The sequence below is a fragment of the Symmachiella macrocystis genome (genome assembly GCF_007860075.1).
Taxonomy (GTDB): domain Bacteria; phylum Planctomycetota; class Planctomycetia; order Planctomycetales; family Planctomycetaceae; genus Symmachiella; species Symmachiella macrocystis.
This window is the reverse complement of the sequence record NZ_SJPP01000001.1, coordinates 1,863,471-1,887,825: the sequence shown is the minus strand read 5'-3', so window position 1 is coordinate 1,887,825 and position 24,355 is coordinate 1,863,471. Positions and strand designations below refer to the sequence as shown.

Annotated in this window: 19 protein-coding genes; 6 read left to right on the top strand and 13 right to left on the bottom strand. The window is 55.7% G+C overall.

Annotation, left to right across the window (positions count from 1 at the left end):
• Positions 1-139: 139 nt before the first annotated feature.
• The 6 genes from CA54_RS07315 to trpD form a co-directional block, all read right to left on the bottom strand.
• On the bottom strand, positions 140-1,378 hold the full coding sequence (locus CA54_RS07315; protein WP_146370153.1) for an NADH-quinone oxidoreductase subunit D: 1,239 nt from the start codon (positions 1,376-1,378) through the stop codon (positions 140-142).
• Positions 1,379-1,495: 117 nt separating this feature from the next.
• On the bottom strand, positions 1,496-2,023 hold the full coding sequence (locus CA54_RS07310; RefSeq protein WP_146370152.1) for an NADH-quinone oxidoreductase subunit C: 528 nt from the start codon (positions 2,021-2,023) through the stop codon (positions 1,496-1,498).
• Positions 2,024-2,080: 57 nt separating this feature from the next.
• Positions 2,081-2,650 carry an NADH-quinone oxidoreductase subunit A gene (locus CA54_RS07305; RefSeq protein WP_146370151.1) on the bottom strand — a complete coding sequence of 190 codons (570 nt, stop codon included), beginning with the start codon at positions 2,648-2,650 and terminating at the stop codon, positions 2,081-2,083.
• A gap of 92 nt (positions 2,651-2,742) precedes the next feature.
• Positions 2,743-3,189, bottom strand: coding sequence for a DUF2203 domain-containing protein (locus CA54_RS07300; protein ID WP_231962993.1), 447 nt, complete (start codon positions 3,187-3,189; stop codon positions 2,743-2,745).
• A gap of 221 nt (positions 3,190-3,410) precedes the next feature.
• Complete coding sequence (locus tag CA54_RS07295; RefSeq protein WP_146370149.1) at positions 3,411-3,956, bottom strand: NuoI/complex I 23 kDa subunit family protein; 546 nt, start codon at positions 3,954-3,956, stop codon at positions 3,411-3,413.
• 300 nt (positions 3,957-4,256) lie between these two features.
• The gene (gene trpD / locus CA54_RS07290) at positions 4,257-5,276 is read right to left on the bottom strand and encodes an anthranilate phosphoribosyltransferase (RefSeq protein ID WP_146370148.1); all 1,020 of its coding nucleotides are present in this window, start codon (positions 5,274-5,276) and stop codon (positions 4,257-4,259) included.
• Positions 5,277-5,532: 256 nt separating this feature from the next.
• Here trpD and CA54_RS07285 point away from each other — a divergent pair, with 256 nt between their 5' ends.
• Together CA54_RS07285 and CA54_RS07280 are read left to right on the top strand one after the other, a co-directional pair.
• Complete coding sequence (locus CA54_RS07285) at positions 5,533-6,486, top strand: nucleoside hydrolase (protein ID WP_197532266.1); 954 nt, start codon at positions 5,533-5,535, stop codon at positions 6,484-6,486.
• A gap of 170 nt (positions 6,487-6,656) precedes the next feature.
• Complete coding sequence (locus tag CA54_RS07280; protein ID WP_146370146.1) at positions 6,657-9,146, top strand: hypothetical protein; 2,490 nt, start codon at positions 6,657-6,659, stop codon at positions 9,144-9,146.
• Between the two features lie 28 nt (positions 9,147-9,174).
• Here the strand turns inward: CA54_RS07280 and CA54_RS07275 are convergent, their stop codons facing one another.
• The 3 genes from CA54_RS07275 to CA54_RS07265 form a co-directional block, all read right to left on the bottom strand.
• The gene (locus CA54_RS07275) at positions 9,175-9,975 is read right to left on the bottom strand and encodes an alpha/beta hydrolase (RefSeq protein ID WP_146370145.1); all 801 of its coding nucleotides are present in this window, start codon (positions 9,973-9,975) and stop codon (positions 9,175-9,177) included.
• Between the two features lie 52 nt (positions 9,976-10,027).
• A complete protein-coding gene (locus tag CA54_RS07270) occupies positions 10,028-10,984 on the bottom strand; it encodes a glycoside hydrolase family 130 protein (RefSeq protein WP_146370144.1) in 957 nt (318 codons plus the stop codon).
• A gap of 213 nt (positions 10,985-11,197) precedes the next feature.
• Complete coding sequence (locus CA54_RS07265; protein ID WP_146370143.1) at positions 11,198-11,662, bottom strand: superoxide dismutase [Ni]; 465 nt, start codon at positions 11,660-11,662, stop codon at positions 11,198-11,200.
• A 414-nt stretch (positions 11,663-12,076) separates the two neighbouring features.
• Here CA54_RS07265 and CA54_RS07260 point away from each other — a divergent pair, with 414 nt between their 5' ends.
• Both CA54_RS07260 and CA54_RS07255 read left to right on the top strand, forming a co-directional pair.
• Positions 12,077-12,541, top strand: a complete 465-nt coding sequence (locus CA54_RS07260) for a ferritin-like domain-containing protein (RefSeq protein ID WP_146370142.1) — start codon at positions 12,077-12,079, stop codon at positions 12,539-12,541.
• A gap of 310 nt (positions 12,542-12,851) precedes the next feature.
• The gene (locus tag CA54_RS07255) at positions 12,852-13,331 is read left to right on the top strand and encodes a molybdopterin-dependent oxidoreductase (protein WP_146370141.1); all 480 of its coding nucleotides are present in this window, start codon (positions 12,852-12,854) and stop codon (positions 13,329-13,331) included.
• Between the two features lie 687 nt (positions 13,332-14,018).
• Here CA54_RS07255 and CA54_RS07245 read toward each other — a convergent pair.
• The 3 genes from CA54_RS07245 to CA54_RS07235 form a co-directional block, all read right to left on the bottom strand.
• Positions 14,019-14,444 (bottom strand): diacylglycerol kinase, encoded by a 426-nt coding sequence (locus CA54_RS07245; protein ID WP_146370140.1) that lies wholly within the window; start codon positions 14,442-14,444, stop codon positions 14,019-14,021.
• 95 nt (positions 14,445-14,539) lie between these two features.
• A complete protein-coding gene (locus CA54_RS07240; RefSeq protein ID WP_146370139.1) occupies positions 14,540-17,608 on the bottom strand; it encodes a hypothetical protein in 3,069 nt (1,022 codons plus the stop codon).
• A gap of 355 nt (positions 17,609-17,963) precedes the next feature.
• A complete protein-coding gene (locus CA54_RS07235) occupies positions 17,964-19,235 on the bottom strand; it encodes an ArnT family glycosyltransferase (RefSeq protein ID WP_197532265.1) in 1,272 nt (423 codons plus the stop codon).
• A gap of 251 nt (positions 19,236-19,486) precedes the next feature.
• Between CA54_RS07235 and CA54_RS07230 the strand changes: the two genes are divergently transcribed.
• Both CA54_RS07230 and acs read left to right on the top strand, forming a co-directional pair.
• Complete coding sequence (locus tag CA54_RS07230; RefSeq protein ID WP_146370137.1) at positions 19,487-21,769, top strand: efflux RND transporter permease subunit; 2,283 nt, start codon at positions 19,487-19,489, stop codon at positions 21,767-21,769.
• Between the two features lie 289 nt (positions 21,770-22,058).
• Complete coding sequence (gene acs / locus CA54_RS07225) at positions 22,059-24,014, top strand: acetate--CoA ligase (protein WP_146370136.1); 1,956 nt, start codon at positions 22,059-22,061, stop codon at positions 24,012-24,014.
• A 37-nt stretch (positions 24,015-24,051) separates the two neighbouring features.
• Here the strand turns inward: acs and CA54_RS07220 are convergent, their stop codons facing one another.
• Positions 24,052-24,342, bottom strand: coding sequence for a DUF7710 domain-containing protein (locus CA54_RS07220; RefSeq protein ID WP_146370135.1), 291 nt, complete (start codon positions 24,340-24,342; stop codon positions 24,052-24,054).
• Positions 24,343-24,355 lie beyond the last annotated feature (13 nt).

Genomic DNA, 24,355 nt, shown 5'->3' with positions numbered 1-24,355 from the left:
ATAGATGCGCCCGCTCGAAGCCTAGACAAGGCGCAGTCCGTCAAACACGGCGAATGCTGCCGCGCAGCTTGGCCAGATTGCCGGGTTTGACTGCGACTTAGAAATTATTGCCAAGAAAGTGCGCGACAGCAGGTGCGACTCAGCGGTCGATCTCACCCATCACGACGTCCAACGAACCCACAATCGATGGGATGTCGGCTAGCAGGCAGCCGCGGCAGAGGTCGGCGGTCACGGACAGATTGCAGAAGCAAGAGCTTTTGGCCCGTGCGCGAAGTGGTGCCGCTTTGCCGTCGCCGACGAGATGAAATCCCATCTGGCCGCGGGGGCATTCGGTTTCCAAGTAGCATTCGGCCGAGGGGAGTTTGGTGTTCAACTTAAACGGCACGCGGTACTCACCGGCAGCTGTGGGGTATTTAGCGATTGCTTGGCGAACCAGGCCGATCGATTGCACGACTTCCATCATCCGCACGTAAAAACGGCACCAGTTGTCGCCCAGGACCGCTTCGGGCGGCGCCTTTGCAAAGGGGGCAACCGGGATCTCGTACTCGTAACCTTCGTACATGCGGGTGTAGATGCTTTCGCCGTCGCGACGCAGATCGTGATCAACACCACTACCCCGCAGTACCGGACCGGTACAGCCGTAGCTGATGGCGTCTTCACGCGACAGTTCGCCGATGGAAGCGGTCCGTTTGATGAAGATGGAGTTTTCAGTCAGCAGCGTGTGGTACTCGAGGATCCGCGGCTCCAACCAATCCAGGAACATTTCGGTCGCCTCCATCCAGGAGACATGTTCGTGCGGATCACGGCCGGTCAACGAAGCCAGTCCGGGCGGAATGTTGATCGATGCCGGCAGGTCATGCGTGGCGCCGCCGACGGTGATGTAGCTATAGGTCAGCCGCGCACCGCAGACTTCTTCGAACAAATCGAGAATGATCTCGCGTTCGCGGAACGCGTAAAGAAACGGGCTGAAACTTCCCAGGTCTAAGCCGTAGGCGCCCATGCCGACCAGGTGGCTGGCGATGCGCCCCAATTCAGCAATCATCACCCGCAGGGTCATCGCTTTTTCAGGAACTTCCATGCCGATGAGTTTTTCGGTCGCCAGCGCAAATCCCAGGTTCATATTCATGCCGGCCAGATAGTCCATCCGGTCGGTGTAGGGAATCCATTGCGGGGGAGACAGGTTCTCGCCGATTTTCTCCGCGCAGCGATGCAGGTAGCCGATGTGCGGCGTGACTTCGTGCACGACTTCACCGTCGGTCCGCAATAACAATCGCAACACGCCGTGGGTACTGGGGTGTTGCGGCCCCATATTGACCAACATCTCGTCAGTACGGACGTCAAACTCAATGACCCGGGGATCTTCTACTTGAATGCTCATCGCGGTCTCGCGGTGCTGTGTTGTCGTTTGAATTTAAACCGTGCCGCCGGCAGTTGCTCACGGAGTTCGTATGTGGTCTTGGTAAGAGCGAGGCTCCCGCCCAGCCGCTGGCGAGGATTAGTTGCGAACGCCGTGGTACTCGAGCGGAAAGTCGTAATCTTTGCGTAACGCATGACCGACCCAATCTTCCGGGCAGAGAATTCGCCGCAAGTTCGGGTGTCCACTGAAGTGGATACCCATCAGGTCGTAGGTTTCTCGTTCGTGCCAATCGGCGATGCCCCACACGCCGGTCACCGAGGGCACTTCCGGCAATTGTCCTTGCTGGTCGTTTTGCCAACGGGGGAGTTTGACTTTGACCGTCAAAAAATGCTTGTGCGTGTAACTGTATAGATGGTAGACGACTTCTAGGTGCGGCTCGTGTTCGAACTTCGCTGCCTTCTTTTCGTCCGGTTCAAAGTAGTCCACGCCACTCAGATTGTTCAGCCCGTCGAATCGCAGTTCGCTTGCGTCTCGTAAATATGTGCTGACTTCCACAATCGCGTCGGGGGCGACTTCAATCCAGGGGTCGAGAGCGTCGGCGTCGACGGCGATGATTTTGTCGCCGAATTTCTCAACAAGTTGCTTATGAATTTCTGTGGCATTCATCGTGGCGGGTTGCCTGATCAGGAAGGGAATTCGCAAAGACAAACGAGACGCGCGGGACTACGCAACAGGAGCGGGTTCACGTTGCTCGATGGGGAGTGGCGCGGGAACCGGCGGACCGTCCTGCTTGGCCTTTTCTTGGATTTCTTGTGCCACGGCCCGGACCCAATCCAAGTCGCCCCGTTTCCAGACGTAGGCAAAACCGACGAGCAACACGGAGAAGAACACGAGAATGTCTCCAACGCCCAGCAAGCCGATGTCCATGGCGGTTTGCCGCGAAATTTCGTGCGTCGCGGCAGTTGCGGGTTGGTTGAGCAGTTTGGCGCTCAGTTCGGCGCGGTGATCGAGTTGTGCATCGGCCAACTGCATGGAGCCGCCGAAGATCATGGCCCAAGGAAAGAAGAAGGCGACTTCGACGTCGAAGATAATAAACAGCAATGCGACCACGTAAAATCGTAGGTCGAACTGAATATAACTGGTGCCGATGGTCGGTTCGCCGCACTCGTAGACGGAGATTTTTTCATCTGTCGGCTTATTGGGGCGAACCAAAAGGCCGATGAGCAACGGAGCTAGAAGAAAAATCACGCCGACCAGCGTGAACATCAAAAAGTGTCCGACCAAATCCGTCATTGTCTTGCGATTGCCTTATTAGGTATCCAGGGAGTCGGTGCACCGTTACCGAATCGTTATTTCTTATAGCTTGATAAACTCGAGCGAATGCCTCATTCACTCGCGTCCTGTGTATCCAGCGGCTTCTCGCTCGTCAGCGAGTCTTCCAGAAGTGAGTGACGCCCCGAGAATCCGGCGTCCACTTCGTGCCAGTACGCGAGTTCCTCTTCGCCCAGATGCCAGCACAGGTAAACCACCCGGCCGTCCATCGCGTGCGGGAAATCGACTAGACCGCGTTCAAAATCTTTGAATTCAACGCCGAGTTCCAGCAGTTCGTCGACGTACTCCTGCAACTTTTCTTCATCGCGGCGCAGTTCTTGTTCGATCTGCTCGACTTCCTCACGATAAGGATTGTCGGCGTCGCTCTCTTGCGACCGTTTGACCTGCGAATGATGCAGACGCTTCAAACGCTCTTGGCGCTCTCGAACATCCTTCGCCTGGCGTACGATGTCACCGACGATCGCGCGAACTAACGGCAAGGTCTTGCGGGCCTCTTCCACCGTGAAGAGCTTCCCATCGAATGTTGTGGAATCCATGGTGAGGCCAATTGTATGAAATAGGCTGCTGTGACCGACATGCGGGTCGTCCTACGACCAACATGCTGGTTACAGGCAGCGGTTTTAGAGATGAGCTTCAAAACCTGAAAGCCATCGTTATTTTTGTGTCGCGATTCCGTCGAGTGGGTTTTGAAAGAAAGTTAGTACGCGTATCCCGCAAATGACTATGATTCCGCCGGTTCAAACGGACTCGGTTCGCCTTTGACCCAGACCGGTTCGGAGAGCACTTTGGATTCCGCCACGGCCGTGGGATTCAGCGTAGTTTGTCCCCACGCCACTTCCAATGGCAACTTGGCATAATCCACAACGCAACCGTCGCGGCCGTAACTGCTCAAGTCGTGGTTAGACCCCATGAAGATACAATCGACCGGGCAAGGTTCGACACACAATGCACAAAACATGCATTTCGTGTAGTCGATCGTATAACCGTCGATCCGAAAACCTTTGCCGACGGGGCTTTTGACTTTATCAATGTAAATGCAATCCACCGGACAAGCAGCGGCGCATTTGTCGCAGCCGATGCAGGTTGTCAGGTCGAAGCGGTGAAATCCGCGGTATCGCGCTTTGACGGGAACCGGGACTTCGGGGTATTCGTAAACTTGCGTAAAGGCTCGACGGCCGTAGGTTTTACGCATGGTGCGCATCGTAACCCACATCCCGCTGACTACGGTTGAAACCGCCACCCAGATATTCCGAAACCATTCACGCATCACAAACTCCGATTTATCATCACTTCCCCGCAAGTTTGGCTCGTGGGGAAGCCGCCAACTGTCAAATCTGAAAACCGTCTCGCTGTTTCCGACTCACAACTAAGGAAAAAGTCGTTCACCTTGAATTATATGACGTGAAGGTCCCGCTGCAAGTCACATGCGCCGCTTCTCATTTCCGGGAATACCCGTGTTCGTTGCCGATCGGCTTGGCTGGTGGCACTGTTCGCCCTATTCCTGGCTTGATGCTCGCTCTGTACCTGGAATTATAGAATTCCCGCCACGAGACTCAACTTTTGGACGTCAATTCGCATTGGTCATGGCGACCAGTTTCGCCAAAACCAACTCCGCAGCGCGGGAGTCAATCGCCTCTGCTGCTGTTGTGGCGGCTTCCATGGGATCCTCGGTTCTGCCGACGGCCAACAATGCCGCGGCGGCGTTGGCAACCACCACATCGCGGTGCGGCCCAGGTTCTGCGGAGAAAATCTCCTGAATGACCTGAGCACTCTCCTCGGCCGATTCCACACGTAGGTCGGCCGCTGAACATTCGTCTACACCAAACGATGCGGCTGACCATTCATGCTGCGAAATCTCTGTACCGCGCACTTCCCAGGCCAAGGTGGTGCCCCACAGGCTGACTTCGTCCAATTCGTCATTGCCACAAACCACCAAGGCCCGCGAGCGCTTTAGTTCGGCAACAGCTGCCGCCAGGATCTCAGCGGTCGCGTTGCGACTGGCCCCCAGCAGTTGAAATTCAGCACGGGCCGGATTGGTCAGCGGTCCCAGCAGATTGAAAATCGTCGGAAACCCCAAGGTTCGGCGGATTGGTGCGGCATGTTTCATGGCTCCGTGCATCAATGGTGCGAAGCAAAACCCGATGCCGATTTCATCCAGGCATTCTGTGACGGTCGCCACGGGAACGTCGACTTTAACGCCCAAGGCCTCTAACACGTCCGCCGATCCGCTCGAACTGGACACACTGCGATTGCCGTGCTTGGCAACCGGGATCCCCAGTGCCGCAGAGACGATCGCCGTCGCCGTGCTGATATTGAAGGTGTGTAATTTGTCGCCCCCGGTCCCGCACGTGTCCAGCAATCCCGTCTTGTCGCTGGGAACCGATACGGCGCGTTCCTGCATCGCTTGAGCCGCGCCGACGATTTCACCCACAGCTTCGCCCTTCATCCGCAAGGCTGTCAGCAGTGCGGCGATCTCGGCGGCCGTCCATTGGCCGTCCATAATGCCGCCCACACAGTCCCGCATTTCCTGGGCCGAAAGGTCTTGGCGCTGCAAGAGTTTTAAAATCGCGTCGGTGAAATTGCTCATGGAAGATGGCTCATCGAAAAATCCAAACCCCTAACAAATCGATCGGCCATCGCGCGAAGTTGCGCCAGTGATGGGCGGCATTTGATTCCTCAATACACCATAACAAAAATCGCGACTCAGGCCGAGTTGCTGCTGCGGTGATATCGTTTTGCGCGGTACGCGCATTCGCAATTGACCAAATTCCGGGCGAGGCATAGAATGCGCAACGTTCTGCCACAAAAAGTGTTACGAGCGAGCGCAACCCAGGAGTCCACTCTTGCCTCGAAAGTTGATCATAGACGTCGACCCAGGAATTGGCGATGCCCTAGCTGTCATTGCGGCTTTGTGCGACCCCGAACTTGATGTCGTCGCCCTCACCGCTACAGCGGGTTGCGTCCCGGCCGACGTTGCCACCCGCAATCTGCAAACCATTGTGGAACAAATCGACCCCGACAAGCGGCCCCGTATGGGAACCGCCGCCGAAAGCGGGGCCAAACCGACCGCCGACAAGTCACAAGCGATTAGCGAAATCGCCAAACTGCATGGCCCGTCCGGCCTGGGTGACCGCCAAATTGAAGTCGCCGACCTGCACCATCGGCATGAATCGGCCAAATTGATGACTGATCTCGTGCGGGCTAGTCCCAATGAGTGCACACTGCTGACATTAGGTCCGCTGACCAATATCGAAGTCGCCTGCGAACGTTGCCCCGACTTTTTGAGTTTGTTGGGCGACCTCGTCTGTCTCGGCGGATCAGTGGCCGTCGGTGGTGACGCGAACGCGGCTGCCGAGTTCAACATGTTCTACGACCCCACCGCTGCGCGAAACGTTCTCAACAGCCCCGCCACCAAAACCATCGTCCCGCTGGACGTCAGTAACCAAGTCGTGATGACGTTTGAGGAATTCAACCGGTTGGGCCTGGAATCGGAATCTGCGGAGCAAGCGTTTTTACACGAAACGCTCTCCTACTACCTGCGGTCGCACCATGAGCACTTGGGCTTGGAGGGGATTCAACTCCGCGAATTGGCCGCTCTAGCATTCATCACGCACCCGCGGTTTTTCGAGACGCAGCGCATGGTCATCGATGTCGAGACTCGCGGTGAATTGACCCGCGGCATGACCGTCTTCGACCGCCGCGCGACCGAGCAATGGCAGACAAACATCGACGTCGTGATGGAGGTCGATGCCCGCGGCGTGTTGGATTATTTGACCGACATGTTGAAAAGCGTCTGACAGCCTGCCGGCCAGCTCCCCTTCTTAAAGACTAGCGATACCGTTGCTATACGGCCTCGGTTGGGATAGTTTGCAGTGGCACGTAACTCCCATTGCCATTCACCCCATCGAGCAACCTCACTTCTATAGGTTGTATTCGCATTTCATCGGAAGGGGCGGTCATGTTCTGCATGCGGTCTATTCTTACGTTGATTTCTGTTGTCCTGCTGACCACCATTTCTGCCGGCCACGCGCTCGCGGCGGATTGGATTGATCTCTCGAAAGCAGAGATCGTCACGCCTGACGACGGCACTGTCATTAATACGGCGCGGCGCGTGCTCACCGAAGAAGTCGCCAAGCGGACCGGAATTGAACTGGCTCATGGCATGTCACTTGGCAAAAGCAAGACGCCGGTCATCTTGCTTTGTCGCGCCGACAAAGCTCCCGTGGAATTGCGAGAGTTCGTTGCCTCAATGAAAGTTCCCCAGCAGGCGGAAGGTTTTGCCATTGCCGTCGACAAACAAGGCACGAGTCCCATCGTGGTACTGGCCGGGTATGACGAACCAGGCGTGCTGTTTGCTGTGGGGCGGTTTATGTTGCAGTTGAAGTTAAAGCCCGCAACCATAGAGTTCCCCGCCGACTACCGGATCGCGACCGCACCGCGCTACCCTCATCGCGGACACCAAATCGGATTTCGCGCCCTTGCCCATTGTTATGACGCTTGGACGGCTGAGACTTATGAACAATACATGCGAGAATTGGCGGTGTTTGGCGCCAATGCGTTCGAAACGACATCATTTTCGCTCAAGGGGCTTGACGGTCCGCATGCCAAATTGACCGGCACGGAGATGGCCGTGGCGTGGTCGCGGATTTGCCAGGATTACGGTTTCGATTTCTGGCTGTTTGGGTCGGCGATCGGCGGCGAGGGGAAAACTGAAGCCGAAGAGTTGGCTGCGATTGAATCGCAATTGGAGCGACTCCGTGTGATTCCGCACTTGGACCATATCTATCTCACCGGCGGCGACGGCGGGAGTTCTCACCGGCGTCCCGACTTGATGTTCCAGTGGACGGGTCGGTTTGCCGAGCAGGCACGCAAAATCCATCCCGGACTTGGTGTGTGGGTTTCCAATCAAGGGTTCGGACCCGAATTGAATAATTGGTTTTTCGATTACCTACAACAACAGCAACCGGAGTGGGTGACGGGGGTGGTCTACGGCGCGTGGTCGCGGATTCTGCTTGACGAACAACGCGCACGGGTGCCGTCGCGTTACCCGATCCGCCGCTATGCGGACATTGGTCATTGCCTGCGTGCGCAATACCCGGTGCCGGGCTGGGACCGCGCCCTGGCACAGACGCTCGGTCGCGAGCCATTTGCCCCCCGGCCAAAGGGGCATGCCCGTATTCACAACCTGTTTGATGAATACGCCGACGGTTTTGTGACCTATTCCGACGGTGTTGGCGATGACATCAACAAATTCACCTGGACGGCTTTGGGCTGGAACCCGGATCGCGACGTGAATGATATTATGCTTGAGTATGCCCGCTTCTTTTTCGGTTGGGATATCGCCGAACAGGTGCGGGATGGTCTGTTCATGTTGGAAGAGAATTTTTCCGGTTCGCTGGCTGAGAATGCCGGCGTTGAAAAAACCTTCGCCCTTTGGAAATCCCTGGAAGATAATGCGGACGACGCATTGCTGGGCAACTGGCGTTTTCAGGAGTGCCTATTGCGGGCCTACTATGACCAATACACGCGACTGCGGCTGATCAAGGCGAACGAGAGCGAGGCGCGGGCCCTTGCCGCATTGCAAAAGGCTCCGCAGATCGGCGTTGAGCAGGCGATCAAAAATGCACGCGTGGTCTTGGCCGAGCCGGACCAAGATGCGACGACCGACGCGCTCAGAACACGGATTGTCGAACTGGGCAAACAACTTTTTGACAGTATCGGCGCGCAATTAGACGTCAAAACTTACCAGGCAATGAGCGCGGAACGGGGGGCGGTGCTGGACTTTCTCGATACGCCCCTCAACGACAAACTGTGGATCGAGGACGAACTCGATGCGATTCTCGCGGGCCGGTTCACAGCGACCATGCCTGAGGAACCGGGACAGGGGGATGTTCGCCTCGCACGTCTCGCACGCATCACCGATTGGGAAGATGCCGGTCCGGGCGGATTCTACGACGACCTGGGTTGCACGTGGAAACAGCCGCATCTTTTAAAACCTAAATCCTTGTGGGACGATCCAGGAGGCGTGACGACTCCCCGCGAAGCGCATGCTATGTACAACGCCGAACATCACAGGCTCTCCTGGCTAGACGTCGAGGAAGCTCTGTTCGCCGCCCCTTTGACAATGCATTACGAAAAGCTCGATCCGACTGCCAACTATCGCATTCGCGTGACCTATCTCGGACGCTACAGCGCGACCATCCGCCTCGTCGCCGACGACAAATATGAAATCCACGGTCCCTACGGTCACACGTTGAAGGGAGGCCGTTTCACTGCCGGTTACAGCGACAGTGCCGCCGTGGCTACGGCGACGGATGACGGCAAGCTCCCGGAGGTTACCCCACTGGAATTTGTGATTCCCCGCGAAGCAACGCAGGATGGGGTACTTGATCTGACCTGGCAACGTATCACAGGTCGCGGAGCGCAAGTCGCCGAGATCTGGTTGATTAAAGAGTGATAAGGTGAGTTGAGAAAATTAAACGGTCTCACTTCTGTGGGCGCTGTTGCGTTTGCTCTTCCAACCAATACACCCCTCCGCGCAGAGCGCCGAACACATTGCCCCGCCAGCCGTGGCCGCCGGGGTAGGTCTCCAGCTTGACGTCGGCCCCATTCTCTCGGAGTTGTTCTTCTGCGTCGCGGGCCATGCGATAGGGGCAAACCCGATCGTCGGGCGAGTGCCACAAATAAAAGTCGCGGCCTTTGGCGAGATCCAGCGGGGGGAGAAATCGAGGTTTGAAAACACTCATCGCCACGAAAGCGCCGGTGAGCGGCGTTTTCTTATCCAGTGCCGCGGCATAGACGGCAGGGCCGCCCGATGACCATCCCAAGGCATACACGTGCCGCTTATCGACTTTCACCCGCTCAGCCACCTCATCCAGGGCAGCAGCAAGAAATTCCTCGGTGGAGAGTTTCATGCCGGGCACGCTGTTTTTTTGGGTGGGCCAAATGATTTTTTGATTGCGCTTCCAAGGATGGGCGACCAACTGAACCACCAGATACTCATCACTCAACGCGTGCTGGTAGATTCTTTTCACAAACGGCAGGAAGTCAGCACTGCCATCTCCACCCGGCAGGACGATGAGTACTTTATACCCCTTCGCGGGAGAGGTTTCGCCCCCGCCGCCAATCACGTGGTACTCCAGCGCAGAGTCTTTCAACTGGTATTTTTCTGAGGGAACATCGGCGATGTCGTCTTGGCCGCGTGTCGGGCTAATGAGTAGCGGCACCAGACATGCAGTTGCTACCAAGGTGCGTACGGCAATACGGGCTGTGGATTTTGCATTCATCGGTATGGTCTCCGTGAAATAAAACCAACGGGAGGTCATCAGTGTGTTTGCCTTACCGCGGTTGGAGCACCGCGCGGTAGATGCGGTCTTGTTGTTCGTAGACGATAGTCCACTTACCATTGCTGACGAATGGATTGGAGACTGTATCGACTTTTTTGCCGGTGAACTCAGCAGCGCCGGACTTCTTCCAGGTCAGTAGGTCGTTAGATTGCCAATAAGGTCGGCCGGCTGCTTGGGACAGGCCGAGGTAATGTCCTCCCAGATCGGCCACCGCGAGTGAACCGGTTTCCTCTATCGTGGGGATCACTGGTTCATTTTGTATGCGTTTCCAATGCACCATGTCCGTCGAGACGGCGACGTTTAATCCTTGCTGACGAGTCTTTTGATTCATGCCGCGAAACAACAGGTAGTAGTGGCCGTCGCGTTCAAAGATCGGTGAGGGATGGGTACTCAACAGCGTATCCCATTCGCCGGGGCGGCTCTGCAAGACGGGGTTTTCGGGATGCTTCGTCCATGTTTTTAGGTCGGTTGATGTCGCTATACCAATCTGTTTGGTCTTTCCGTCACGGCCGGAGTAAAAGAGATAATAGCGATCCTTGTGTTTTGTGACCGTCGGTAATTTGGCGACCACATGGTCCCACGCTCCGGGCGGACCGATGTCGAGAATTGGGTTTTGCGCCCACTTTTTCCAAGTGATCCCGTCGGCAGAGGTTGCCAAGCCCATCCGCTCATGTCCCCCTTGGTTGAACGGTTTGTCCTGCGCCTCGAAGAAACAGTAATACGTTCCGTCTTCGACCAATACGAAGGGATTGTCGACCGCATAATGATCCCAGGCGCCGGCCGGTCCCCGATCGATCACGGGGCGATTGGGCGGCATCTCGACCCAAACTTGGGTCGTGTCGAACGGCGGGAGTTCCTCAGCCGACAAGGAGTGCGGCAGTACGAGAAGCAAACCGCACAACACCCAGCTTTGAACACGGGGCAGTCTCTGTTGGTAGGGCAGTATCATTCTGACTCCTAGGATGGGGATCGCAGTTTTCGCGTCGCGCTGCGCGGCTTCCAAAATCTCTGAGGGGACGCACCCGCATGAATTCTCCGCGTGGTCGGGCCAATCGCTTTGGGCAATCACCCTGCTCTTGAAGTGGAAACACCCCGCCTGCTCAAAGTCGCAGACGGGGTGTGCGTTGATTGTCAATCTACTGCCAAATTGGCGTCGTGCGACTTAGTGTTCAAAATCCGGCTCTTTGCCTTCATAGGCCCGATAGAAATCGTAGATCGCCTTTTCCAGCGACTTAGCGACTTTCGGGTCGACGGTTTGTTTGCATTTCATCGCAGTCACGATGATGTTGTGGGCGGCCTTCAGTTGCTTGACGTAGTTCTCGTTGTCGGACTTGATCCGCTGCGCAAAAAAGTACTCAGCCATGACCTTCTGTGTTTTGGAAGCGTGTTCTTCCTTGGTGTTGATCCAACGCACCAGTTGGTTTTTGGACTGGGCGTCACTCTTTTCGGAGAGTTCATTGATCTGCGTCATGGCTTTCGAAATCGTGCGAAAGTCTTCCAGCATCTGTTCAAAGCGAGTCTGATCGCCGTAGATACCGCAGGGAACTTGGCAATGCGCATCGGCATCGCGGACACTGACTAAACTGACGGCGGCAAGAGCGAGTGTGAGCGTTACGTAGCGAGACATGGTGTCATTCCTTTTCGCTAAAAGTGTGGACGAGCGCCGTAGGTACATCGACGCCCTAATTTTCAAAAACATTGGGGGCGTATATTACCATGTCAGCAGTGCTCTGGTCAAAAGGTCGAAACAGGCACCAATGTGACGGGAAATTATGAATTCTTGATAAGTGACGCCTGCCCAAAGCAGCATCAATTGGGCCATTATTCTGAATTCATTGCATGCATGTTGGGGACCTCGCTCTGCACCCCCCAGGGCGTGACGGCCGCCTTTTTCGGCGGCATTGAGGTCAAAATTCCCCGTCACATTTCTCCATTCCAAAGCGAACGTTGGCGTCGCAGTTGCCGAACTGACGGCGGCCTCTACAATAGAGGGCACAACAAGCATGCTGGATTCAAGTTCAATGCAGAAGAGGATAGCACGATGAGTGATGACGTACGGAAAAAAATTATCGAAGAATTGAAAGTCGCCTATTGGATGGAAATCGAGACGGTGATGAACTACATCGCAAACTCGATCAACCTCGACGGCGTACGAGCGGAAGAAATCAAAAAGGCGTTGGCCGCCGATGTGCAAGAAGAATTAGGGCACGCACAAGTGTTGGCTCGGCGAATCAAAACGATCGGTGGCGAGGTACCCGGCAGCCAAGCATTTGTCGCTTCGCAGGATACTCTGCAACCTACATCCGACCACACCGATGTGATGTCGGTCATCAAAGGCGTAATTGCCGCTGAAGATGGCGCCATCAAGCAGTACAACAAATTGATCCAGCTCTGCGACGGCGAAGATTACGTCACACAGGATCTGTGCATCACCTCATTGGCCGACGAAGAAGAACATCGCCGCGACTTCCTGGGGTATCTGACGGAGTACGAACAGCGCAGTTAACGGAACCTTTCCTCAAATGCCGCGGGCGAAGGGTGTGTCGCGACGCACCTTTGATGTTGGGCAACAGGTCGATAACGCGGTTCAACGGATCGGCACTAAATTTGCCCGGCCGGGTGAACTGACGTTGCACAACGGTGGATGACGGCTTAGGTGGTATGGATAATCGTTTGTTGTGCCGAAACCCTCACCCCGGCACTCTCCCCGAGGGAGAGGGAGAAATTGTTGTTAGTCACTTCCGGGGTGTTGTTAGGCGATCACGGTTAGTCTTAGTTCAAGCAGCGCTATAGCAGAGTCGAAGGGTTTAAGAGTCATGTCCGGTGCATTGTTAAAAATCGACGGTGAAGTCTCGCAACCGTTGGAGTTCTCATTTGCCGATTTCGAAGCCTTTCCGGAAGCTGCGCAGGTTGTTGATGTGAGTCGGTTTCACCCCACGCGGCAGGGGGATGGTGTGACATTGCAATCGATTTTGGACCGCGTCCAGCCAACCGGCTCGGCGACCTATCTCACGCTACACGCCACGCACGACGACTTTGCCGCCAGCATTCCCTTGGCTGCCGTCGCTGCGGAGGGGATCGTTGTCTACAAAAATGCCGGCGCGCCATTGCCGGTGGAGAAGGGAGGGCCGGTTCGTTTTCTGATTCGCGATCCCGCCGCCTGTCACACGGCTGAGCTAGACGATTGCGCGAATGTCAAATTCGTCGACCGTATCGAACTAACCGCCGGCCGCGGCCGCGACACGCGTCCGGAAGACGACGAAGAGCACGAGCAATTGCACGCCAATGAGTCATAGGTTTGTGGACAATACGAAACTCAAAAATTCCAATGTCTAGGCAGGCTGGCACCGCACAAATCGCAGGTGAACCAGCCGTCTTTCACTATATTTCTCTCGCGACAGACGGGGCACAGACGAAACACAATCGATGTCGTGAAACCGCCGGGGTGAGGTAGTGGTACAGATTCTAGCGCTGCGGCGACGTGCGGCCAAGATTCCGGTTCGGGGCAAAATCCGGTCGACTGATTCGAGACTTCCGTGACGTCTCCATCGGCTGAGAACGTCATCTCTCCAGCGGATAGGACAGGACCACCCGCAGCGCAAGCAACGTGTTCGGATCGACGTGGCGCAACACGCAAGCATCCGTTACGGTCAATTACAAATGTGCCTACGATGGTTCCATCGATTCCCGTGTCGTCAGAATGTTGTGCCAACCATTCGACTATGTCCGGTTTACTGCAAATCAATACACCGGAAGGTGAAGACGTGGCTGCGTCACCAATTTCTGAGGGACCAACGTAGTCATAGAGGCGAGTTTGCATTGGATGTCGATAGCAAACGCAAAGAAGATCGAAGCGTGGTCCTGGTGTCAACCGCGCGTAGTCGACAGGCGATTTACGTTCGAATCCGCCAGAATCTGTGTTGGATCCGTGTTCAATCTGTGGCTAAAAAACCTGCAATATTACTTATGTCGCGGCCGTGTCGTTATTCCGCCCAGAAATGCGAGACGCGTTGTGCGAAGATCATCCCCACGACGATCAGGCCGCCCAGGATGGTCATCATGACCGCAGCCGTTGAGATGCCCAGTGCCTTAGCCGCTTGGGGTGCGATTCCGCCATCTTCAGGGTCGACCACAATGGCGCGGAGCGCTTGATTGAACATTTCCGCCGCCAAGACAATCGTCATCGACAGGACCACGGCGACCCATTGCATCAGGCTGAGAGCCAAGACGTAACCTGTCGCCAATACGATGCTGCAGCCGAAGAAATGGACAAAGAAGGCGCTGCCGCCGCGGATCCCCCCGACAACACCCCGTTCGGTCAGCACCAAATGCTGTCGCCAGGCGGGGCGTTTCTGTCTACGGAGGGAATGACTGGCGTCTGTTCGATGGTAAGTTTCGCGCGATTGCATAGTACGTTCCAGATGGTGCGTCCGGTTCGAAGGTTTGACTTTGAGCTTCACAAATGAACTCACTTGGGGAGCGACGGCATTCCAGCCGACCGGGATTATCGCGTACCGCCACTGCCGCTGAAGGAATCGCCGCTGAATGTATTCGATCTCAAGTTAATGAATCGCGGTTCGACGGAAATACCGAAGCTGCTGGTGTTTTTACTGGGGTTGTAGGCGGCACCGACACGGAGGTTAAAGTCCTTGCCCTGCCGGGTCACGGTGACTGATTGCCCACGATCCTGGTTTTCTCCAATATCGTACGCCGTGCCGACCGTGGATCGCCATTTGGGGCTCATTTCGTAATTGACGCGTAACGTGACGATTTGGCTGTCCAGCCCCGAGGAGTTTTTGATTTGGCTAATTCCGGCAAAGAAGCTGCCGCGATCGGTTCGCTTAGAGAGTATGCCGGCGTCCCACAATTGCTGGCCTCCTTCGAACGTGTCCCAACCGGCGCCGGCGTACAAGCTGGTCCGCGCGCCGACGTTCCATTGATACCGCGCGCCGAACAAGCCAAAGTCTTCGCCAAAGTTATCGCGATTCGGATCAGGGAAGTACGATGTTTCGAAATCCAAGATCATCCAGTCCTTAATCCGCGGACGATCAAGCGGGCCAACTTTCGTTTGCCAGCGGTTTCGCCATGCCAGCCGCGCCACTTGTTGATCAGCGACCAATTCGTGATAGGGAGCGGTCACGGATCGTCCGGCTCCCGTTCGTACCGCATAAAACCGCGGGTCAACCGTCGCCGGCAACATGCCGTCGTAGGTCGTGGTGATCATATGCCGGGTGAATTCTTCTTGCGAGTTGTCGTTGAACTCGTTGTAAATCGGCACATCGTTCAAATCGACGTTCGATTCTGAATACGAATAGTCCGCCGTGAACAACATCTTGTGAGCGAGTCCATTGAGGTTAAAGATGTCGCTTTGCACATCGGGCATGTATTTGGAGAACATCAAGCTCCCCCGCACACCAAGGCTGCCGTACAGCCGTGTTGTCTGTTCGGCGTTTGCGTCTTCTTCCCAATAGGTCACTTCGCCCAAGGCGTAGGGGACGATGATCGCGGGCCCCAGATTAAAGGGGGCGTTGATTTCATGTTTGGTCGAGGCGATGTTTCCGCCGACGTCCACATCCCAGGGCAAGGGACTAAACAGCGGATCAATCTCCGGTCCGGGATCCTGCACGGTCCGCAGGTTGGCGTTGGCCAGCCAGGAATGTTGCGTCCAGGTTAACGCGCCGCCAAAGAGCGGTTGGGACAGCGTGTAGAGGTCGGCCCGCGGCAACCATTCGGTTTGCGTATAAAAATCGTTCACCCGTCCGCGGGCAATCACCGACCAGGCCCAGTTGTCCAAATGCTGCTTGGCATAACCATAGGTCTCGTTGTCTTTACCGTTGTCGTATTCATCCTCGAAATACTGTTCCAGGAAGTTGTAGTCGGTGAGGTAGCCGATTTCGCCCCAGAAGGTGATGTCGTAGGGGAAGTTGTGACGATGCCGCATACGGAGCCGCCCGCGGTCTTTGGTTTCCAAATCTAAATCGCGACGACGGCGGCCTAGATTGTCGTGTCCGGAGTCGTGGATGTAAAAACTATCCGAATTCCCGCTGTAGGTTCCGGCGATATTGAATAGATCCTCACCCTTGTAAACCGAATCGGTTCCGATGGAGAAACCTCGCTCGGTGAAATAATTCAGCAGTAGATTCAGCCGCATGTTTTCCGGCTGTTCCCAACCGGCCAACATGAAGACGTCCCAGGCTGTATAAATTTGAGACCCGAAGATGTTGTCGCTTTGATATGTCAGCCTGCGCAATGGAATGTCGGGTTCTTCGGCCGGAAAACTGAGTTTGGGCCAATAGAACAACGGCAGGTCATCGAAACGAAATGTGTTGTTGAGCGTCGTGGCCCACAGTTGCATTTCGGGTTCCATCAGACCGGTTTCCGGGTTGTATTCCGGTTCGCCGCCACCAAAGAACCAACTGGCGGGGCGCGGGTCGAGAAAAATGTCGGACGCTTCGATGCGGTAACCCGGCTTGCCGAATTCACTGGTGGTGATCCAAGCACCTTGTGCGTGAAAGGATTGCTCGGCCAATTGTCTGATCACTCTGGCACGGACGCGCACGTCGTTTTTGATTTTGGGTACTTTTGACCGCAATTCGGCATCCATAATGTACGCTTGATTAGCGCGTGCGTCATAATAGCCCCGCTTGGATTTGATGACAGTCTCCCCTTGGCGGACAACCACATTGCCTTCCAGATAAAACCGGAGCGGCTGGTCGGGGGATTCTTCACCAACGGCGGAGAAGGCTCCGTCTCCTTGTCTCCACATCACCACGCGATCAGCCGAGAGGTCGATCGGGCCGGCGAGTGTGCCATCGGGTGCGCGGACGCCTTCGACTTGCACGTTCACGCCCCCAGTGATGATTGTCACTGTTTCAGGCGGAACCGTGTCGGTTGATTGTTGAGTCACAGCATTGAACGGCACTTGGCTGCGCGAAAAAATCTGAAATCGCCGGATGCCATTCGTGGGTGGATTGAGAGGGATGTCTGCTGTTTCGGGAAACGGTTGCAGGCTGGGGCCGTCGGGGGGAGGATCGTCTGCCGGTCCTGGAGCACGAAACTGTGTCTGACGAATGCGCGGCAAGGTGCCCCGCGTGCGACGTTGCCAAGCACGGCGATACAGGACATCATCGGTGGCCGGCTTTTCTTCGGTCCGTTGTCGCACATGGATCGTCATTCCGCCGCCGGTCACTAGATCGAGCAGCAGCGAACGCTCCGTCAGCGTGCGTCCCGGTTGTTCCACGCGGACGTCGCCGTCCAAAAATGCCGTCACGTGATCACGGCCCGAATCGGCTTGCTTGGTAATCCAGAGCACCATTTCGTTGGCGGCAATATCGGTACCGCCCTGTGTGATGTGACAGCGACCGCGCAATACCGACGTAAAGGTATCGCCGTCGTGCCAGTCCTGGGAATGCTCGGCACTGATATGGATCGCATCCGACTTAGTTGTGGACTCCGCAGGCGCAGTGTCATCGGCCGCCGCCGGTGCGAAATAAATCACCAGCGACGCCAATACGGCAAAGGCCGTACATAGCTTCCAAAGTCGGGAATGGGTTTTGATGCCGGGTCGGCTCACAAATGAGCTTTCAGGTCGTTCTCGGTGAGCTGGATTAGGAGTTGCTCGCACTTGCCCGAGAGATGGGGAAACCATGATCGGACACGGTCGGCAAAAAAATGCCGTCGAGCAAACCGTTAAAAAAACAGACAGGAATACAGGATGTGAGAGAGTAGGATGAAGGGAGTCTGTTGCCCGGAACCGGGCGGTTGCCCGCGCGCCGTCCGTCACGGCGTTTGGGAATGGGGCGGGATTATAAGAGCGGTTCCGCGAAAGTGTCAATAACGGCTCGCACGCCATCTTTACTAGCAATCTCCAGCGCAAGACCTTTGCTGAAATCGCTTTAACCCAGGCCAAACAGGCTAGCGATTTGTTGCTAGACTTTCGTTTTAAGAGACCTACCGCGCCAGTGCCAAATCGCCCAACATCCCTGCGCTACGAACAGCGCAATGACCGGCATCAACGGCGTTCGCATCCGCATGTTGGCCCAATAACACGTGTGGACCAGTGTAAATGAGACCAACAACAACACGGCGGGCATCCAAACGGGCCATTGATTCTTTTTGAGAGAGCAGAGCCCCACAATCATACCGGCGAAGACAATCACATAAAATGCGCAGACGCTCCATTTCAAGATGCGGCCCGAAATCGACGTTGGTTCCTGAAGGGGAACAACGCCCCACAGTCCCCGCGCCAATCTCAAAAAAGAAGCCCGTAAGAAAAATCCTGGCTCGGCGGCAATATTGTCGTGCGCGCGGTCGTTCATCCAGCGGTCCCGCGCGATTTCCGTCGTGATTGGCGGGGCGTGCTTTTCTATCTCCTGTTCCAATCCGTCTTGCCAATTCTTGAGGCTTTCACCCGACCAGACGGCGTTCCAATCTCCACCGACCACTTCGTGGTAGTACACCGGGTTATTCCCCAGTAGTAGCGTATACCCCCCATGTGTCGTGGTCAGAATCGGTCGGCCCAAAACAAGGATGTTTCTGACTACCCACGGCGAGGTGATGAGCAGGATCCCTAAAAAAATCGGCAGGGGATTGACGACATTTCGTCGGCCGACTCGCCGCAATATCCACCAGGCAGCTGCCAGGGCTCCGAATGCCCAAATGGTTGGTCGGCAGAGCGCGTTCAGTCCGAAGACTAATCCCACGCTCAGCAACCGACCGTTTGTCGGCGGAGTGGAATCGGGGTTCGGAGCGATTGTCCAAAACAGGAAGGCCAGCAAAAATGCCGCCAGCGTTTCGGTCATGACCAGCGTGGTGGATTGCAGTAATAAAGGATCAACAGCGGTGATTGCCGCCGCAACTAGGCTAAATCGAGACAAACCGAGGCGGCGGGCCGTGGCATAGCTCAGCAGTATGGTTCCTGCTCCCAAGACCAGATGCAGAGCAGCGATTCCCACATCGTTCAGCCCAGTTTTTAAGATCGCTGCGACGATCAGCGTGTAGGCCGGTGGGCGGTAGGCGGTCGGTTGTTGTGTTTGGGGATGCAGGTAACCTTCACCTGCCGCCACATGCTGGGCAATCGCGCGATAGGCGTCACGGTCCTCGGCCAGATGGTCAAATTGCGCCCATAATACGGCGATTCGCAAGCCGATTCCTGCGGCGAGGATTATGATCAGCCAAGTTGTGTCGGAAATCCGTTGCACGTTGCCGTCCAGGTTGAGTGAGTCAAAGGCCGCCGCATGCTATACTACTCGCGCGTGCTGGGTTTGGAAATACGTGGATCGGTGGGGATGAACGCGATACGGGATGGGAATTAGGCCATTGGCTTTTGACCATAGGCTGTAGGAGTAGCCGGCAACCCCGGAATCGCCCATCGTTTACCCAATCGATGCCGCCCCCCAGTGACTAACCCTAAAGTCTAAAGCCGACAGTCTAATCTTGCGGGGAGAACATTGTGGCAGCCACGGATGCGCCGAGACCAGAGCCGAATGATTCGCCCAGGCTGTCCCGCTTTGTCGATTTTTTAATTCGCCATCGTATTGCCCTGTTCCTGTACGCCTGTGTGGCGGTTGCCGGTGGGATCGTTCCCGCTTCTCAACTGACGTTTGATCAATCGATCGAGTCGCTCTACGCCAAAGACAACCCGCACCTACTGGATTATCTACACAGCAAGAAACTCTTTGGCGGTGATGAATTTGTCGTCCTCGCCTACTCCGATCCCGATTTGTTGGCCGACCAAGGCTTGGATCGTCAGGAGTTTTTTGTTGAGGAACTCGAAAAAATCCAGGACGTTATCAGCATCCAGGATTTGGCTACGTCGATAAAAGTCGGCAATATTCCGTTGCTCGACGAGAACGAAATCCTAGATTTGTATCGTGGTTTGCTCATCGGTGAGGATGAACAAACGACGGCGATCATTTTACGGCTGCAATCAGAGCACAAAGCGCAACGTTCGCGGGCCGAAACCATTGCCGCGATTCGCGACGTTGCCAAGGATTACCAATTTCCCGTGCATATCGTCGGCGAACCAGTGCAGGTGCACGATATGTTTCGTTACGTCGAGGAGGATGGCGAAACGCTCGGCCTGTGGTCGTCGGTGCTGTTGATTGGCGTGATCTTGGTGTTCTTTCGTTCGCTACGCTGGGTCGCGTTGCCGATTTTGATTGTGCATGCCACGTTGATTTGGACCAAGGCAATTTTAGTTCTCAGCGGCATGCAATTGAGCATGGTCAGTTCGATGCTGACATCGCTGATTACGATCATCGGCGTCGCGACATGTATTCACCTCACCGTCCACTTTCGCGAGCGGCGCAAGCATGTGGCTCGAGTCGAGGCGTTGCGGGAAACATTGATCGACCTGGGACCGGCGATTTTTTGGACCTGTGCCACGACCGCCATCGGTTTCGCGGCTTTGCTCTCCAGCCACATTACACCGGTGCAAAGTTTCGGCATCATGATGGCCTTGGGCGCGATGCTGGTTTTAGTTGCGGCAGCTACGTTGTTACCGGGTGGGATTTTGATCGGCTCATTCAGCCCCGATCCGCATTACGCACCGGCTGAAAAACGACTGGGAGCCGGTTTGGAGCAGGTGACCAACGCCATTGAACGCCGACCGCGGCTACTTGGCTTCGCCGCATTGGCGTTGACGCTCTTTGCCTTGGCGGGCTTTATGCGTTTGCGGGTCGAGACCGATTTTTCGAAAAACTTTCGCGACGACAGCGTCGTGGTGCGCGATTTGAACTTTGTGGAAAACAATCTGGGCGGCTCGGGAACCTGGGAAGTCAATTTCCCCGCTCCCCCTGCGGATGAGGAGCTTGATGAGGAGTTCTTGGACCGCGTGCGCGATGTGGCCGATCAACTCAACGCGCTCAACGAGCCGCAAGGTGAATCTGAAACTGAATCCGAACTCCCCAGGCCGATGTTGACCAAAGTGCTGTCGCTGCCCGACGGATTCGATGTATTGCCGGACAGCGCGTTTTTTGTCTCCGTTTCGTTGGAGCGCAAACGCAAAATCATGCAAAGTTTCCAACCGGAATTCGAAACGACGCTCTACAACCCCGAGCAGGGCCGCATGCGGATCATGCTCCGCGCAAGAGAACGCCAGCAATCCGATGCCAAACTTCAAGCGATTGATCAAGTCACAGAAATCACCGCCGCCGAATTCGGCGAAGCCAATACGACCGGACTATTTGTGCTGTTGACGTTTTTGATTGAAAGTCTGCTGAGCGATCAAATTACCAGTTTCGTACTGGCAGCCATCGGCATCACGACCATGATGACGATTGCTTTTCGCAGTCTCAAAATCGGCCTGATTTGCTTGGTCCCCAACGTGTTTCCGATCATCATCGTCATCGGACTGATGGGGTGGGTCGGCGTGCCAATCAATATCGCAACCGCCATGATCGCCAGCGTTTCTATGGGGCTGACGGTGGATTCCAGCGTGCATTACATCGCCGGCTTTCGCCGTGCTCAGGCCCGGGGGCTGGATGTGAATGCCGCTCTGCGTGCCACGCATCAAGGGGTCGGTAAAGCTTTGGTCTTCGCCAATATCGCCTTGATTCTCGGTTTCAGCGTGCTGACGTTGTCACACTTTATTCCGCTGATCTATTTTGGGGTGCTGGTCAGCGTGGCCATGCTGGGCGGGTTGATCGGCAATTTGGTGTTGTTACCGCTATTATTGCGGTTGGCTGAGGGGCAGTCGATGGAGGACGTCTCCCCTGGCGAAACCCAGAGCTGAGGGGCGGTGAAGCGGACGTATGCGGTTTACGTAAACTTTACCGTCACGTGCGGCGCACCAAGAATCCGGCTGTGTGGGCTTTTTGGGCGGTTGGCTCCAACCTGTGAGATCCACGCGTAGGATCGTTGGCATTTCGTTGACACGCCAATTTTCAGGGTCTAAGATCGGCGTTCCCCCACAGATTGAGAATTTCAGGTCATTGCCAGTGTCTCGTCTCCCACGCTGTGTTTGTAGCTCCAGCCGGGTGGCGGATGTCGTATATTTTGAGTGAGTGAGAGGAATGAAACCCATGACGAACCCATCCAGCGACAGCATCGAAAGCGTCCTTCAAGAAAGTCGCAAGTTTCCCCCTGCAGAGTCGTTTTCCGCTGAAGCACACATTAAAAGCGAAGCCGAATACCAGGCGATGTGGGACCGTGCCAAGGACGATCCCGCTGGTTTTTGGGGTGAAATGGCGGAAAACCTGGATTGGTTTGAAAAGTGGGACAAAGTCCTCGATGGCGATATGCCTGACACCAAATGGTTTACCGGCGGAAAAATCAATGCGGCGTACAATTGCATCGACCGCCATCTGAAGACCTGGCGGAAGAACAAGGCCGCAATCATCTGGGAAGGCGAGCCGGGCGACACTCGCGTACTGACTTATCAGGATTTGCATCGCGAAGTCTGCAAATTCGCCAACGTACTCAAGCAGTTGGGAGTCGGCAAAGGGGATCGGGTGACGTTATATATGCCGATGATTCCCGAATTGGCAATCGCCATGCTGGCCTGCGCCCGCATCGGAGCGACGCATTCGATTATCTTTGGCGGGTTCAGCGCCGACGCTGTCGCCGATCGCAACAATGACGCCCAGGCCAAACTGGTCGTGACGGCCGATGCCGGGTGGCGGCGCGGTAAGCAAGTTCCGCTGAAAGTCGCCGTCGACGAGAGCCTGGAAAAATCGCCGTCGGTCGAAAAAGTCGTGGTTGTGCAGCGCACCGGGGCTGAAGTCACAATGGTCCCCGATCGCGATTACTGGTGGCACGACCTGATGAAAGGCGCCTCCGCCGAATGCGAGGCCACGCCGCTCGACTCCGAACACCCGTTGTTCATTCTGTACACCTCGGGCAGCACCGGGAAGCCGAAAGGAGTGCTGCATACCACCGCGGGATATACGCTGGGAACAATGATGACCAGCAAATGGGTCTTCGACCTCAAGGACGAAGACACCTATTGGTGCACGGCTGATATCGGTTGGGTTACGGGGCACAGCTACATCATTTACGGTCCGTTGGCCAACGGGGCGACGACGATGATGTACGAAGGGGCTCCCAACTGGCCGGATGAAGGCCGGTTTTGGGAGATGGTCGAGAAGCACCGCGTGAATATCTTCTACACCGCGCCGACCGCCATTCGGGCTTTCATCAAATGGGGCGACGATTGGCCCAACAAATACGACCTGTCGAGCTTGCGACTGCTGGGGACGGTCGGTGAGCCGATCAATCCTGAGGCTTGGATGTGGTATCACCGTGTCATCGGGCAAGAGGCCTGTCCGATTGTCGACACGTGGTGGCAGACCGAGACGGGTAGCATCATGATGAGCCCGTTGCCGGGTGTGACCGCAACCACGCCGGGCAGTTGTACCAAGCCGCTGCCAGGGATTGTCCCCGATATTGTCAGTAAAGACGGCACCAGCCAGCCGGATAATTCGGGCGGACTGCTGGTGATGCGTCAGCCCTGGCCGTCGATGCTCCGTACGCTCTACGGCGATCACGACCGTTTTCTGGCGACGTATTTCAACGAGATCCCCGGTTGCTATTTTGCCGGAGACGGCGCGCGGCGCGACGAGGATGGTTACTACTGGATCATGGGCCGTGTGGATGATGTGCTGAACGTCTCCGGTCATCGATTGAGCACGATGGAAGTCGAAAGCGCGCTCGTGTCGCACGAGAAGGTTGCTGAAGCCGCCGTCGTCGGATTTCCGCACGACCTGAAGGGGGAAGGCATCTGCTGCTTCGTGACACTCAAAAACGAAGACGACACGGATGAACTCAAGGATGAGTTGAAAAAACATGTCCGGCATGCCATTGGGGCCATCGCCACGCCGGATACGATCCGCTTTACAGCATCCCTTCCCAAGACTCGTAGCGGCAAAATCATGCGGCGACTTCTTCGTGACATCGCCGCCGGTCGCGAACTGGTGGGCGACACGACCACTCTGGAGGACTTATCGGTACTGGCAAAATTGCGGGAAAGTGAAGAGTAGCGGCTGCGATAGAATCTGTATTGAGTACCACTCTACGCTAATCAGTTTGGTTGATGCCATCTTCATAATGATAATGCTCAAGGCCTGCCGACGAAAATCCAGCGATGAACTTCGGCGAACTTTGATACGGTTTTAATGGCTTAAAGATTCCCTTGCGAATCGCCCAATCGTATACCGGTATATTCAATGGATAAGCTGTGAGCATTCCGGAGAGCTTGGTCTGGGCGATCCAATCCTCAGCTGATTTTCGATTGGAAAACGCCGCACTTGGATTTGGGTTTTTCCCACCCACAAAAATCCAAACAACTTCTTCATTGTCTGCGGTCATCAGCCTTCGATCT